This is a genomic window from Gordonia sp. 852002-50816_SCH5313054-c (assembly GCF_001665925.1).
Lineage (GTDB): Bacteria > Actinomycetota > Actinomycetes > Mycobacteriales > Mycobacteriaceae > Gordonia > Gordonia jacobaea.
On sequence record NZ_LZTE01000060.1, the window covers coordinates 147,040 to 162,010 of the forward strand.

The 14,971-nt window shown below is 64.7% G+C and carries 11 protein-coding genes; 3 read left to right on the forward strand and 8 right to left on the reverse strand.

Translation table 11 applies throughout. From position 1 onward, the window contains the following. Positions 1-92: 92 nt before the first annotated feature. Positions 93-1,889, reverse strand: coding sequence for a proteasome ATPase (gene arc, locus A5788_RS15675; protein WP_049697373.1), 1,797 nt, complete (start codon positions 1,887-1,889; stop codon positions 93-95). 189 nt (positions 1,890-2,078) lie between these two features. After that, positions 2,079-2,909: a tRNA (adenine-N1)-methyltransferase gene (locus A5788_RS15680; protein WP_049697372.1), complete on the reverse strand. Its 831-nt coding sequence runs from the start codon at positions 2,907-2,909 to the stop codon at positions 2,079-2,081. 119 nt (positions 2,910-3,028) lie between these two features. Here A5788_RS15680 and A5788_RS15685 point away from each other — a divergent pair, with 119 nt between their 5' ends. Next, positions 3,029-3,976: a RecB family exonuclease gene (locus A5788_RS15685; protein WP_064869236.1), complete on the forward strand. Its 948-nt coding sequence runs from the start codon at positions 3,029-3,031 to the stop codon at positions 3,974-3,976. Between the two features lie 39 nt (positions 3,977-4,015). Here the strand turns inward: A5788_RS15685 and A5788_RS15690 are convergent, their stop codons facing one another. Then, complete coding sequence (locus A5788_RS15690; protein ID WP_331710829.1) at positions 4,016-5,539, reverse strand: PE-PPE domain-containing protein; 1,524 nt, start codon at positions 5,537-5,539, stop codon at positions 4,016-4,018. 288 nt (positions 5,540-5,827) lie between these two features. Between A5788_RS15690 and A5788_RS15695 the strand changes: the two genes are divergently transcribed. After that, positions 5,828-6,670, forward strand: coding sequence for a thioesterase family protein (locus tag A5788_RS15695; RefSeq protein ID WP_064869232.1), 843 nt, complete (start codon positions 5,828-5,830; stop codon positions 6,668-6,670). Positions 6,671-6,695: 25 nt separating this feature from the next. On the opposite strand, the gene hisG is transcribed toward A5788_RS15695, so the two are convergent. From hisG to A5788_RS15715, 4 genes are all read right to left on the reverse strand, one after another. Beyond that, on the reverse strand, positions 6,696-7,541 hold the full coding sequence (gene hisG, locus A5788_RS15700; protein WP_049697531.1) for an ATP phosphoribosyltransferase: 846 nt from the start codon (positions 7,539-7,541) through the stop codon (positions 6,696-6,698). Between the two features lie 74 nt (positions 7,542-7,615). Next, positions 7,616-7,897, reverse strand: a complete 282-nt coding sequence (locus tag A5788_RS15705) for a phosphoribosyl-ATP diphosphatase (protein ID WP_197494490.1) — start codon at positions 7,895-7,897, stop codon at positions 7,616-7,618. A 38-nt stretch (positions 7,898-7,935) separates the two neighbouring features. Next, positions 7,936-8,610, reverse strand: a complete 675-nt coding sequence (locus A5788_RS15710) for an HAD family hydrolase (RefSeq protein ID WP_064869230.1) — start codon at positions 8,608-8,610, stop codon at positions 7,936-7,938. A gap of 51 nt (positions 8,611-8,661) precedes the next feature. Further along, positions 8,662-10,260 (reverse strand): hypothetical protein, encoded by a 1,599-nt coding sequence (locus A5788_RS15715; protein WP_231894141.1) that lies wholly within the window; start codon positions 10,258-10,260, stop codon positions 8,662-8,664. Between the two features lie 151 nt (positions 10,261-10,411). Between A5788_RS15715 and A5788_RS15720 the strand changes: the two genes are divergently transcribed. After that, positions 10,412-11,350 (forward strand): manganese-dependent inorganic pyrophosphatase, encoded by a 939-nt coding sequence (locus tag A5788_RS15720; RefSeq protein WP_064869228.1) that lies wholly within the window; start codon positions 10,412-10,414, stop codon positions 11,348-11,350. A gap of 9 nt (positions 11,351-11,359) precedes the next feature. Here the strand turns inward: A5788_RS15720 and metH are convergent, their stop codons facing one another. Continuing rightward, the gene (metH, locus tag A5788_RS15725) at positions 11,360-14,944 is read right to left on the reverse strand and encodes a methionine synthase (protein ID WP_064869226.1); all 3,585 of its coding nucleotides are present in this window, start codon (positions 14,942-14,944) and stop codon (positions 11,360-11,362) included. Positions 14,945-14,971: the final 27 nt, after the last annotated feature.

The following is a 14,971-nucleotide window of genomic DNA, read 5'->3' on the forward strand; positions in this document are numbered from 1 at the left end:
GGGCCAGACTGATCGCGCCACACACAACTGCGGCCGACCCGTAACGGGTCGGCCGCAGTTGTCTGTATTGAAGACCTGCAGGAACCGAAGACCTACAGGTACTGACCGGTGTTGGTCTCGGTGTCGATGGCGCGGCTTGCGCCGGAGCTCTTGCCGGTGACCAGCGTGCGGATGTAGACGATCCGCTCGCCCTTCTTGCCTGAGATACGCGCCCAGTCATCCGGGTTGGTGGTGTTGGGCAGATCCTCGTTCTCGGCGAACTCGTCGAGGATCGAATCGAACAGGTGCTGCACCCGCAGACCGGGGGCGCCGGTCTCCAACTGCGACTTGATCGCGTACTTCTTCGCACGGTCGACGACGTTTTGGATCATCGCGCCGGAGTTGAAGTCCTTGAAGTACATGATCTCCTTGTCGCCGTTGGCGTAGGTGACCTCCAAGAACCGGTTCTCGTCGCTCTCGGCGTACATCCGCTCGACGACCTTTTCGATCATCGCGTTGACGCATGCGGTGCGGTCGCCGCCGAACTCGTTGAGATCGTCTGCGTGCACCGGAAGCTGCTCGACGAGGTACTTCGAGAAGATGTCGATCGCCGACTCGGCGTCCGGACGCTCGATCTTGATCTTCACGTCGAGACGTCCCGGGCGCAGGATCGCCGGGTCGATCATGTCTTCACGGTTGGACGCGCCGATCACGATGACGTTCTCGAGGCCCTCGACACCGTCGATCTCGCTGAGCAACTGCGGCACGACGGTGGTCTCGACGTCGGACGAGACACCCGATCCGCGGGTACGGAAGATCGAGTCCATCTCGTCGAAGAAGACGATGACGGGAGTGCCCTCCGATGCCTTCTCACGTGCGCGCTGGAAGATCAGGCGGATGTGTCGCTCGGTCTCGCCGACGAACTTGTTGAGGAGCTCCGGACCCTTGATGTTCAGGAAGTACGACTTGGCTTCCTTGGCGTCGTCGCCACGCGCGGTCGCGATCTTCTTGGCAAGAGAGTTGGCGACTGCCTTCGCGATGAGCGTCTTACCGCAGCCGGGAGGGCCGTAGAGCAGCACACCCTTCGGCGGACGCAGTGAGTAGTCGCGGAACAGGTCCTTGTGCAGGAACGGGAGTTCGACGGCGTCGCGGATCTGCTCGATCTGCCGACCGAGACCACCGATGTCCTCGTAACCGACGTCCGGCACCTCTTCGAGGACGAGATCCTCGACCTCGGCCTTGGGCACCCGCTCGAATGCGAAGCCGGCCTTGGTGTCGATCAGCAGCGAATCGCCGGGGCGTAGCTTGCGACGCTTGCCGTCCTCACCGTCGACATCGCCGAGCAGCGGTTCGGCGAGCCACACGACTCGTTCCTCATCGGCATGGCCGACGACCAGTGCGCGTTGGCCGTCGCCGAGAACCTCGCGCAGCGTGCTGATCTCGCCGACCGAGTCGAATTCGCACGCCTCGACGATGGTCAGTGCCTCGTTGAGGCGCAGGGTTTGCCCCTTGCTCAGCGAGTCGAGGTCGATGTTGGGCGAGCACGTCAGACGCATCTTGCGGCCCGACGTGAAGACGTCGACGGTCTGATCGGGGTAGATCTCGAGGAGCACGCCGTACCCACTCGGTGGTTGCCCGAGACGGTCGACCTCTTCGCGGAGGGCAACGAGTTGCTGTCGCGCTTCCTTGAGGGTTTCCAGGAGCTTGGCGTTGCGTGTCGTCAGATTGTCGACGCGCTCCTGGAGGTCCGACGCATCCGCTGGACGCCCGAAGGAAGGGCGGCCGGCTTCCGCGTGCAGCGGGGGCGTGTAAGCAGGAGTGAATTGGTCCCCGGACGAATTGAGATCATGGCTTGCGGTCTCGTCTGCCACATTCTCACCGGAGGCTTCATGGCGATCAGATTCGGTCATTGCTGACTCCTCTCCCCGGCGACTACCCCAGTGGGTTGCGCCGTAACACCACGCTACCGGGAGGCGGCAAATATCGCCGCGCACCGCGCGATACGTGGTGTTGACGGCGTGTTAAATGTGAGTCTTCGCAACGTATTCGCGGTGTTTCTCCAGCGAAGCCGCGCTTTGTTCATACCCTCTGAGCTGAACTCATCCCTTTGTCGGTCGACGCTGGGGACGCAGGGTTGTGACTCCGTCCGCCAGGCGTCGTGCGGTGATGAGAAAGGCCGTGTGTCCTTGCATTTTGTGTTCGGGTCGCACGGCGAGGCCAACGGCACTCCAGTCACGGACGAGCGATTCCCACGCGTGAGGCTCGGTCCAGCATTCCTGCTCACGGAGCGCTTCGACGACTCGCGACAGCTGGGTGACCGTTGCCACATACACAGTCAAAACCCCGCCTGGTTTCAATACCGTTCGGACGACGTCGAGGGTTTCCCACGGCGCAAGCATGTCGAGGATGATGCGGTCGAATCGCTCATTGGTGTCGACCTCGACGAGGTCGGCGACAGTCAACGACCAATTGTCGGGCGCCCCACCGAAGAACGTCTCGACATTGCGGCGTGCGTACTCGGCATGATCCTCACGGATCTCGTACGACACGACTTCGCCTTCGGACCCGACGGCCCGCAGCAACGAACATGTCAGGGCGCCGGATCCGGCGCCGGCCTCGAGAACTCGAGCACCCGGGAAGATGTCGCCTTCGCTGACGATCTGCGCGGAATCCTTGGGGTAGATGACCTGAGCTCCGCGCGGCATCGACAGGACGAAGTCGACGAGCAGCGGCCGCAGAGCGAGGTACTCGGTGCCGCTGGTGGCCTTGACGATGCTGCCTTCGGGCGATCCGATCAGATCGTCGTGCGAGATGGCGCCACGGTGGGTGTGGAACTGTTTACCGGACTCGAGATTGACCGTGAACTTACGGCCCTTGGCGTCGGTGAGCTGGACTCTATCGCCCACGACGAACACGCCACTCGACGCCATGTGTGTTTCCTCTCGAGACTGCTGTGACGCATGTGACCGATGGGAAAGATCCGAGGTCAGGGTGCGCATGTCGGGCGGCAGCAATGTCACTGCCGCGACCTACCCTGCCAAATGTGAGCATGACTGCGTACTCCGGGTCCTCCGCCGACCCCATCGTCCGGAACGACGGGACGGCCGACGATTCTGCGACGTCTCCGGCCAAGGCACCCGAGACATCCTCATCCTCGAGTCCGGAGTCGAGTGGGCATGGACATGGGCGGGGACTCGTCGGACGGCCGCTTGCCCTGTCGCCGTCGAGGGCCGCCGATTTCAAGCAATGCCCGTTGCTCTACCGCTATCGGGCAATCGACAGGTTCCCGGAGACGCCGACGCAGGCGCAGACGCGTGGCACGGTCGTCCATGCGGCGCTGGAGAATCTATTCGATCTGCCCGCCGAGCTCCGAACCCGCGAATCTGCCGAGTTCCTCGTCGAGGGTGCGTGGGCGGCGATGTGCGAAGCCGACCCGTCATTGGGCGCGATACTCGACGGCGACGACGACAAATTCGTCGAAAAAGCGATCAAGCTGATCGGCAACTACTACCGCCTCGAGAATCCCACCGCGTTCACACCCGAGTCCGTCGAAGAACACGTGGAGATCGAAAGCGACGATGTCCTGATGCGTGGCTTCATAGACAGAATCGACGTGGCGCCTACCGGCGAGATCCGCATCGTCGACTACAAAACGGGCCGCGCACCAGGTGAAGGGTATGAAGCCAAAGCGCTGTTCCAGATGAAGTTCTACGCGCTGGCGATCCTGCGGATCAGGGGTGTTGTTCCCCACCGGCTCCAACTGATGTATCTCTCCGACGGCCAGGTGCTCAGCTACACACCCGACCGCGACGAGCTCGAACGGTTCGGTCGTACGCTCTCGGCCATCTGGCAGGCGATCCGCGAAGCGGTCGCCTCCGGCGACTTCCGGCCTCGACGATCAGCCCTGTGCCGGATGTGCGAACACAAGTCTCGGTGTCCCGAGTTCGGTGGCGAGATCCCCGAGTACCCCGGTCCCCCGCCCGGATTCGTCGCCTGATCGCGCGACTGTCAGTCCGTCTCGTCCGAATCCTGTTGCCTAAGCGGCATTCTCGGTGTTCTCGGCTGCATGCCGACCCTGCCCTGTCACCGCGTGCCTGCCGCCTTCCGACGCCGCACCATCCTGTGCCGCACCGGCTTTCGCCTCGTCCGGCTGTGTCTGCGCCGCGTGCCTAGGTCCATCTGACTGCGTCGGCGGAGCCGCCGGGGACTGCGGTCCTGCTGGTGATTGGGGTCCTGCTGGTGATTGCGGCGTCGGGTCGGAGGTCTCCGGCGAACCGACCGTTGGGGCCGCCGGGGTCGTGGTCGGAAGCGTTGGAGGCGTTGTTGCCTGCTCGGGCGCGCGGTGGCGGCCGCGTGTCGACGGCTGGGCCGCGTCGAGCTGTTGCTCGCCAACGGACTCCTCCGTATCCGACGACAGCGTCGCGGGTACCGGCGTTTCGGCGCTCTCGACGGCGGCGCGCGACGCCGAACTCGGCAGGTCCGTGGGTGCCGTGCTGACCGCAGCGATCGGGTCGACGACGTCGACGGCCGCGTTCTGCACGCCCGGAGCCTGGAGCGGATAGAAGGCGTTGTTGACGCTATCCCAGCGGGCAACGTCATCGTCGTCGACGGCGATGCCGAGCCGACTATTGACCAGCACAGCGAGCGCCGTCAGCGGATGGTGTTTCGGTGTGTAGACGAGGTAGGTGGTGTTGCCGTCGGCGCTGCGCAGGACCGTCGGCTCCTGGCTGTAATCGATGAGGTTGCCGTAGTTCTGCTCGCCTAGCCCGGTGTGGATCGTGATGAATCCCGCTGCGTTGACCAGGAGCGAGCTCACAGGTCGAGACGAGGCCCACTGGAAATTGGCGACGGGATCACCCACCACGATCACCGACGTCACGGGCAGGTCGCCGGTTGCCTCCGGGTCACGCGCCCCGTTGGACTCGGCACCGAATATCTCCATCAGCCCAGCCACTGCCGCGTGGTCGGCGGCCCAGGCCTTCAGCCCCCACGGGCTGCGCGGGTCCGAGATGAGAACGATGTGGGACCGCTCGACATCGATCGACGGCCCGTCTTCATTGGCGGCGACGGCCTGCTCGGCAGCGTTGCCGAGGGCTTCGGCACCTTGGGAGTAGCCCGTGTAGACGACGAAGGGGTTCGCGCCCTGCTGCGTCGCGAAAGCTCGCATGGCCGCGAGGTTCTTCGTGATCGCCACATCTCGTGATTGGTCGTAGGTCGGGGCGAAGATCGGCAGCGCGGCGTCGGAGCGTCCGCCGATGATCGGCCCGATCGACTCGGGGTAGTCGATGATGTACGTCGGTTTGTCCCCGGTTCGGAAGCCCCTGAGGCGGGGATAGAGGGTGCCGTCATCGGTACCAGGGGTCATGACGATCAGGACATCGCCGTTGTGCGCTCCGATCGCCGTACTCAACCAGTCCGGACCGGTGCCGTCGTCGGGCTCGGACGGACGGAAGACTCCGGAGGCGGCGAGGCCGTCGACGGTGTGTTGAGTTGCTTCCGCGGACGGTACGCCGGCGTGTGCCGTTGTCGACGAGAGGGCCAGGGGAACAACAGTTCCCACACATAGTGCACAACCGACGGCAGCACTGCCGACCGATTTCCGGAGTCGGTACACGGGCAACCTCATGTGTCAGTGCCGCTGCAGATGAGGCGGCAGGGATGTTCGTGACCGAATATTGCGATCTCAATGGTCAAAATAACTGTCGCGAACATACCCGAGTGTGGTCGTTTAACCACACTGACGACGTGGACTTGTAGCGATTTGGTCTAAACGTAGGAATGAAAGCGTCCGATCGGATGACACAGACCTGATCGGGGGCTTGAGGTTCACGTGATCTAGGGTCGGGCCGTGGAGAGTTGCTACTACGAACGCGTCGACGACATCCCGAACACCGACGACGACGCTGACGACTTCGAGTACTTCTCACCCACGTCCGCAACCCTGAGTGTGTGGGCCTCCGACATCCAGCACGGAGGACCTCCCGCGGGTCTGTTGATGCGCAGTCTCCTACGGTGCGCGCCGAATCCCACACAAGAGTTCACCCGGGTGACGACCGAGATTCTCGGGCCGATCGGTTTGGGACTCAATCGGGTCCGCGCGAGGGCGGTTCGCCCCGGCCGACAGATTGCGCTGATCGAGGCCGACCTGGAGGTCAGGCAGCCCGACGGTACATATCGCCTGGCAGCACAGAGTGTCGGGTGGCGCATGCGCACAACGGATTCGGCAGCGATCACCCACGCGCCGCGCGAACCGTTGCCGTCGCCGGAGACACTGCCCGTGGTTCGTGGTGTCACCGCGAACAGCGAGCTCGGCGTGGACTGGGGCACCGTCGGCTTCATCGGCACGACGGAGACCGCGGCGACGCCGGGATTGCACGGCCGGACACCCGCGGTGTGGATCAAGCCCTCGATCGACCTGGTAGAAGGCGAGACCATGTCGAATATGGAGTCGGTCTTCACTGTTATCGACGTGGCGAACGGACTCGGAACGACGCTGCGACCCGACGAGTGGACCTGGATGAACACCGACACCACGGTGCACCTCGTCGGCCAACCGTCGACGCCGTGGCTTGGCATCGATGCCGACATGGCCGCGGGCAGCCACGGCTACGGCGCCACATTCGCCGATCTCTACGACGTCAGCGGCTTCTTGGGCCGCTCGGCCCAGACGGTGCTACTCGGTCCGCGCTGAGCGCTTCTCGGGTTTTCGCCAGACGTCAGAAGCGGCAGGACCGGATGTCCGACGCGAGGATCGCGCGCGCACCCAGCTCCGAGAGCTCGTCCATCAGGTTCTGGTGATCGCGACGCGGCACCATTGCGCGTACGGCCGCCCACTCCGGATCGGCCATCGGAGCGACTGTCGGCGACTCGAGACCGGGGGTGATCGCGGTCGCCTGCTCCAGAAGTGATCGAGGGCAGTCGTAGTCGATCATCACGTACTGCTGTCCGAACACCACGCCCTGCACTCGCTTGATGAACTGCGTTGCGCGCTTGTCGGGGTCGACGCCGGCACGGCTGATCAGGACACCTTCGGAGTCGCAGAGCGATTCGCCGAACGCCTCGAGGCCGTGCTGTCGCAGGGTCCGTCCGGATCCGACGACGTCGGCGATCGCGTCGGCGACCCCGAGCTGGATGGAGATCTCGACCGCACCGTCGAGGCGGATGATCTCGGCTGTCATCCCTCGTGACGCGAGGTCGTCGCGCACCAGGTTCGGATACGACGTCGCGATGCGCTTGCCTGCCAGATCGTCGACGCTCCACTTCTGACCTGCGGGAGCCGCATAGCGGAAGGTCGAGGACCCGAAGCCCATCGCGAGCTCCTCGTCGACCTGGGCACCCGAGTCACGAGCGAGATCACGCCCGGTGATGCCGAGATCGAGCGTGCCCGCGCCGACGTAGATGGCGACGTCTTTGGGTCGGAGGAAGAAGAACTCGACGTCGTTGTTGATGTCGAGGACGGTGAGATCCTTCGAGTCGGATCGCTTTCGGTAGCCGGCCTCGGCCAGCACGGCGGCCGCGGACTCGGAAAGGGCACCTTTGTTGGGGACTGCAACGCGCAGCATGGTCACTCCAGGGGATGTCGATGAATCGTCTGTGGTCTGTAGGTCGGGCGGGCCGGGACCGAATCGGTCACGGCCTACAGATGGCGGTAGACATCCTCGAGTGAGAGGCCCCGTTTGATCATCATCACCTGCAACCAGTAGAGAAGCTGCGAGATCTCCTCGCCGAGCGACTCGTCGGATTCGTATTCGGCGGCCAACCACACCTCGCCGGCCTCTTCGATGATCTTCTTGCCCAGTGTGTGCACGCCGGAGTCGAGTGCGGCGACGGTGCCACTGCCCGCGGGACGCGTGGTCGCCTTGTCGGTCAGCTCCGCGAACAACTCATCGAAGGTCTTCACGGGTGTCGATTGTCCCATGCGCGCACATGGGATCGACTCACGGGATCGCCGAACGACTAGTCGTGCCGTGCGAGGTCGAGGATCGTCAGACCGTCGAGGCTGCGCCGAAAGCGGCGTCGGGGACCCTGCGGGACGTCGGCGGCCGACGGCACGACGATCGTCGTGCACCCGGCGGAGACCGCCGACTGCGTTCCGGTCGGCGAATCTTCCACGGCGACACACTGACTGGCTTCGACGCCGAGTAGTGCCGCTGCCCGCAGATAGGGGTCGGGCGCCGGCTTGCCGTGCTCCACTTCATCGCCGCACACGGTGACCGTGAAGAAGTGCGGACCGATCGTGTCGAGCGCCTGATCGGTCAGCTCGCGGACGGTGTTGGTGACCAGCGCCATGGGGATACCGGCGGCGGCGATGGTCGTCAGCGCCTCGAACGCGCCCGGTCGCCACGGCAGATCGACTGCGAACAGTTGCGCCACCCGATCGAGCAGCCATCGCTCGTCGGCTGCATGGTCACGCTCGTCGACGGGCACGCCGGAGGCGTCGAAGACCTTGGTCAGTGCGTCGGTCATGGAGTTGCCGAGCGTCGACTCGCGTAGCTCCGGCGTCATCGTGTAGCCGTGACGTTCGGAGAGTTCGGCGACGGCGATGTCCCACAGCTTCTCGGAGTCGAGCAGCGTGCCGTCCATGTCCCAGAGGACCGCGGCCGGACGGGCTGGTTCTGTCGAGGTCGTCACCCGAGCATCATCGCCGATGCGGACAACGCGCAGCGAATCCGGTGATTCGGCTCACGTTGCGGCGTCGTCGTGCGCGGGGCGAGGGGCCGGGCGTCTGACGGTGTCGACGACGCTGATCACCAGTCCCAGCACAGCCGCGGCCATCAGGGAGGCGTAGACGGTCAGCGCGGTATCACCCCTGCCCGATGTGTAGCCACCGCTTCCGCCGTGTCCATCCGGTCGACCTGGCCCGCTTTGTTCGCCGCGTCCACCCGGTCGGCCCGGTCCGCCGGGACCGGCCGGTTGGCCGGTAGGTGACTGCCCGGCGGGTTGTCCGGACGGTTGTCCCCCGGGTTGTCCGGACGGCTGTCCGGCACCACCGCTGTTGCCGTGGAACTGCCTGGTCATGCCGTGGCCCTGGTCGCCGGACAGTGACGAGTGGTAGACGCCGATCGCCGACGCCTGGATCAGAACCGGCACCGCGATGAACCAGATCGGCATGTAGAACGCGGCGATCACGCTGAGGATCTCGACGGCGTAAAAGTATCGGTCGTGCATCGCGGGCAAGAGGAACGGCACGATGGCAGCACTTGCCGTTGCCACTACGAGGATCGAGGCAGGTGTGACGGCCGGCTTCTTCCACAACGACCAGGCCAGGAACACCACGATCACCAGCGCGGCCAGCCCGATACCGAGATGCGCCAACCAGGTGGCGTCTCCCGAGATCGGAATGAGCTGATACAGGTTCGCCGCGCCGAGCGTGAGCTGCTTGTACGAGTCGGTCTGGTTCAGATACACCGAGAGCGCGGTCGACCACGACGCGCCTGCCACCACCGCGGGAAGGTCGAGCAGTACATAGACGGCCGGTATCGCCAGCAGGGCATACCAGGGGATGCGACGGCGAACGAGCAACCACAACACCACGGGCAACACGAAGATCGCCTGCAGTTTGAAGCTGATCGCCAGGCCGAAGAACACACACGCGACCACGGAGTTCGACACGTACGGGTTCCACGCACGCACAGCCCACGCAGACCGATTCCACGCAGGCCGATTCCCGACGTGCGCCTGTCGCCCGGAATCGCCTTCACGAGTATCGCCCCGACGAGCATCGCTGCCTTGAGCGCGCAGCAGGAAGTAGATCCCCGCGACTACGCACGCGGTGTATATGGCGTCGGCCTGACCCCACCAGGCGCTGTTCATGATCACGGACGGCAGGAGGAAAACGACACCAAACGCCAACGCGCGCAACCAGAATCGATCCGTCCGCAGTACGACGATCCGGTACGCCAAGCTCGCCAGCGCCACGTCGAAGATGATCGACAGCGCCTTGATGCCGATCAGTGACGGCACGTGCAGCACGGTGAGGAGCCAGATCAGATAGAGGTAGGGATAGTTGTAGTCGGCGAACTGCTCACGGAACGCGCTGAACCCCTGCTCGTCGAGAGTGTCGTACCAGCGGCTCAAGAAGTTCTGGTAGTCCATCGTCTGGCGGTCGAGGAAGTACCACCGCACGCCAAGACCCACCGCCAGCACAGCGCACAGCACACCCCATCGCACCCACCGTGGCACCGCATCGCGCGGGGTCGGGTCGGGCTGTGCGACGGTTCCGCCGCCGACAGGTGTCTGTGGACGTGCGGGAGGGCTTGCGGAAGTGAGAGTCGACGACATGGTCCCACTGTGACCGGCGAAGCTGGGAGGTCGGTGGAAAGAGACTGTCTGGTTCACGCCAGTGGATTCACCCCGGATGAACTCGCTCGGGGCGGAGTGACCGTAGTGTCGGCAGGGAGCACCGACATCACCGAGCAGCCCCGGAGGAGTCATGTCGAAGGTCTTCGTCTTCGGACACCGCAACCCCGACACCGATGCCATCGCGTCGGCGATCGCGATGGCGCATCTCGAGCGCTCGCTCGATCCCACACGTGACGTCGAGGCGGTGGCTCTCGGTTCGCCGGGGCCCGAAACCCGCTATGCGCTGGATCATTTCGGGATTGAGGCGCCGCGCGTGATCGAACGTGCACGACCCGAGGCGGACGGTGTGATGCTCGTCGACCACAACGAACGTCAGCAGAGTGTCGCCGATCTCGCCGACGTGACCATCCACAAGGTCGTCGATCATCACCGGATCGCCAACTTCGAGACCGCTGCTCCGCTCTGGTTTCGCGCCGAGCCCGTCGGCTGCACGTGCACGATCCTTCACCGGATGTTCGGCGAGAAGGATCTCACACCGCCACGAGACGTCGCCGGACTGATGGTGTCGGCGATCATCTCCGACACACTTCTGCTGCACTCGCCGACGACCACCGACCTCGATCGAGCTGCGGCAACCGAACTCGCCGAGCGCGCCGGAATCGACCTCGACGGCTACGGCACCGACCTACTCCGCGCGGGCTCCGACGTCGGCGACGCGTCGGCGGCCGAACTCATCGACCGCGACGCCAAGAGCTACACCATGGGGTCGACGACGGTCCGCGTCGCACAGATCAACACCGTCGACGTCGACAGTCTGCTCGCACGCCGCGACGAGTTCCTCGCAGCGATGAATGCCGAAGCGCGACAACAGGGATACGACCTGTTCCTGCTACTACTCACCGACGTGCTGAAGGTCGACTCCGACCTTCTCGTCGTGGGCTCGCCTGTCGAGGCCGTCGAGAAGGCACTCGGCGTGACCGTCCGCGACGGCCACGCCAAGGCGCCCGGGATCGTCTCCAGGAAGAAGCAGATCGTCCCGCAGCTGACCGAGGTACTGCGCTCCACGTGACGCGCATGCTCAGACGTTGAAGTACTTGGCCTCGGGATGGTGCAGAACGAAGGCGTCCGTCGACTGCTCGGGATGGAGCTGCAACTCCTCCGACAGTTCGACGCCGATGCGTTCCGGTTCGAGCAACTTCATCATCGTGATGCGGTCTTCGAGGTTCGGGCACGCGCCATAGCCGAACGAGAAGCGCGCACCGCGGTACTCGAGGTCGAAGAAGCCCTGGGCCGCGTCGGGATCCTCGGACCCGAATGACTTGTCCCCCACCGTCAGTTCGCTACGGACTCGCTGGTGCCAGTACTCGGCCAACGCCTCCGTCAACTGCACTCCGATGCCGTGTACCTCGAGGTAATCGCGGTACGCGTCGTCGGCGAAGAGCTTGTTGGCGAAATCGGCGATCGGCTGGCCCATCGTGACGAGCTGGAACGGCAGCACGTCGACCTGTCCGGTGGCGATGGCGTCGTCGCGCGAGCGGATGAAGTCGGCGATACACAGGAACTTCGGCCGCTGCTGGCGTGGGAACGAGAAGCTGTACCGCACAGGGGCATCCGGGCGGGGCTCGGTGAGCACATGCACGGTGTCGCCTTCGCTGACCGCCGGGAAGTACCCGTACACCACGGCCGCGTGCTGCAGGATGCCCTCGGTCGACAACCGATCGATCCAGTAGCGAAGCCGTGGACGACCTTCTGTTTCGACCAGCTCTTCGTACGACGGCCCATCACCGCCGCGCGCTCCGCGCAGACCCCACTGGCCGAGGAAGAGTGCACGCTCGTCGAGCAGTTGGCGGTACTCGGCGACAGGTACGCCCTTGATGATCCGAGTCCCCCAGAACGGTGGCGTCGGAACGTCGTTGTCGGCGGCCACATCCGAGCGTGCGGGCACCTCGATCGGAGTCTCCGCGGCCTTGCGCTTGGCAGCGATGCGCTTCGATCGTTCGTGTCGTGCCTTGCGCTCGGCGGCCTTCTGGGCGGCAGCGATCGAGTCGGCACTCTCGGGCACCGATCCCCCACCACGTTTGAGCGCCATGATGTCGTCCATCAGGCGCAGACCCTCGAAGGCATCACGCGCGTAATGCACGTCGCCCTCGTAGGCTTCCGACAGATCGTTCTCGACGTACGACCGCGTCAGCGCCGCTCCGCCCAGCAGGACGGGATAGTTGTCGGCCAGCCCTCGGGCGTTGATCTCCTCGAGGTTCTCCTTCATGACGACGGTCGACTTCACCAGCAGCCCCGACATGCCGATCACGTCGGCACGCTTGTCCTCGGCCACCTCGAGGATCGTCGAAATCGGTTGCTTGATACCGATGTTCACGACCTCGTAGCCGTTGTTGCTCAGGATGATGTCGACGAGGTTCTTGCCGATGTCGTGGACGTCGCCCTTCACGGTGGCAAGCACGATGCGTCCCTTGCCGTCCTCGCCGGTGGCCTCCATGTGCGGCTCGAGATGTGCCACAGCGGTTTTCATGACTTCGGCAGACTGCAACACGAATGGCAGCTGCATCTGGCCGGATCCGAACAGCTCGCCGACGGTCTTCATGCCGGACAACAGCGTCTCGTTGATGATCTCCAGCGGCGGCTTCTGCGTCATCGCCTCGTCGAGGTCGGCCTCGAGTCCGTTGCGCTCCCCGTCGACGATGCGACGCTCAAGTCGCTCGAAGAGCGGAAGCCGGTTCAGTTCTGCCGCACGGGTTTCGCGAGCCGACGCCGCCGAGACACCCTCGAAAAGCTCCATGAGCTTTTGCAGCGGATCGTATCCGTCACGTCGACGGTCGTAGATCAGGTCGAGCGCCACGTCGCGCTGCTCGTCGGGGATCCGCGCCATCGGCAGGATCTTCGACGCGTGCACGATCGCGGTGTCGAGACCCGCCTGCACGCATTCGTGCAGGAAGACCGAGTTGAGCACCTGGCGTGCAGCGGGATTCAGGCCGAACGAGATGTTGGAGATGCCCAGGGTGAAGTGCACGTCCGGATGTGCCTCGTGCAGCCGCCGGATGGCCTCGATGGTCTCGATGCCGTCCTTGCGGACCTCCTCCTGACCCGTCGAGATCGGGAACGTCAGGGTGTCGAGGATGATGTCCTCTTCGGCGAGGCCCCAGTTCCCGGTGATGTCGGCGATGAGCCGCTCTGCCACACGGACTTTCCAGTCCGCGGTACGCGCCTGGCCTTCCTCGTCGATCGTCAACGCCACCACAGCGGCACCGTGTTCGACGGCGAGCCGCATGATGCGCGCGAATCGCGAATCGGGCCCGTCGCCGTCCTCGTAGTTGACGGAGTTGACGGCACACCGCCCGCCGAGCGTCTCGAGTCCTGCGCGGATCACCTCGGGCTCGGTGGAGTCGAGCATGATCGGCAGCGTCGACGACGTCGCGAAACGGCTGGCGAGCGCTGTCATGTCCGCTGCGCCGTCGCGGCCGACGTAGTCGACGTTGAGGTCGAGCATGTGCGCGCCGTCGCGGGTCTGGTCCTTGGCGATGTCGAGACACTTCTGGTAGTCCTCGGCGAGCATAGCCTCGCGGAAAGCCTTGGAACCGTTGGAGTTGGTGCGCTCGCCGATCACCAGGAAGCTGGCGTCCTGGTCGAAGGGCACCGCGGTGTAGAGCGACGACGTCTCCGACTCGTGCTGCGGTGTCCGCTTCGCTTTGGTCACGCCGCGGACCGCAGCAGCGACCTCACGGATGTGGTCGGGCGTCGTTCCGCAGCAACCGCCGACGAAGGAGAGCCCGAATTCACCGACGAACGTCGCCAGTGATTCCGCCAGCTCGTCTGGCTGCAACGGGTAGACGGCGCCGTTGGGGCCTAGTTCGGGCAGACCGGCGTTGGGCATGACCGAGACCGGAATGGTTGCATGCCGTGACAGGTACCGCAGATGCTCACTCATCTCGGCCGGCCCGGTGGCGCAGTTGAGTCCGATCATGTCGACGCCCAGCGGCTCGATGGCGGTGAGCGCCGCGCCGATCTCGGAGCCGAGCAGCATGGTGCCCGTGGTCTCGACCGTGACGTGCGAGATGATCGGAATTCGACGCCCGAGCTGCGCCATCGCCCGCTTGGCGGCCAGCACGGCAGCCTTCACCTGCAGCAGGTCCTGCGAGGTCTCCACGAGAATCGCGTCGGCGCCGCCGTCGAGCATGCCTGCGACACATTCGAAGTAGGCGTCGCGGATGGCCTCGAACGTGGTGTGGCCGAGGCTCGGCAGCTTGGTGCCGGGGCCGATCGATCCGAGAACGTAACGTCCGGTGCCGTCACTCGACGGCCCCATCTCGTCGGCGACACCACGGGCGATGGAGGTGCCCTTGAAGGAGAGTTCGCGGATGCGATCGGCGATGTCGTAGTCGCCGAGGTTCGAGAGGTTGCAGCCGAACGTGTTGGTCTCGACAGCATCGGCGCCCGCCTCGAAGTAGGCGCGGTGGATGTCTGCGAGAACGTCGGGGCGGGTGTCGTTGAGGATTTCGTTGCAACCCTCGAGGTTGTTGAAATCGTCGAGCGTCAAATCCGCGGCCTGCAACATGGTGCCCATCGCCCCATCGCCGATCAATACTCGACGCGACATGTCCGTGAGGAACGTCGTGTCGAAGTCGGTGGCGGTACGGGAGGGGTTGGACATGGTTCTCAGCGTAGTTCGCTCTCTCTT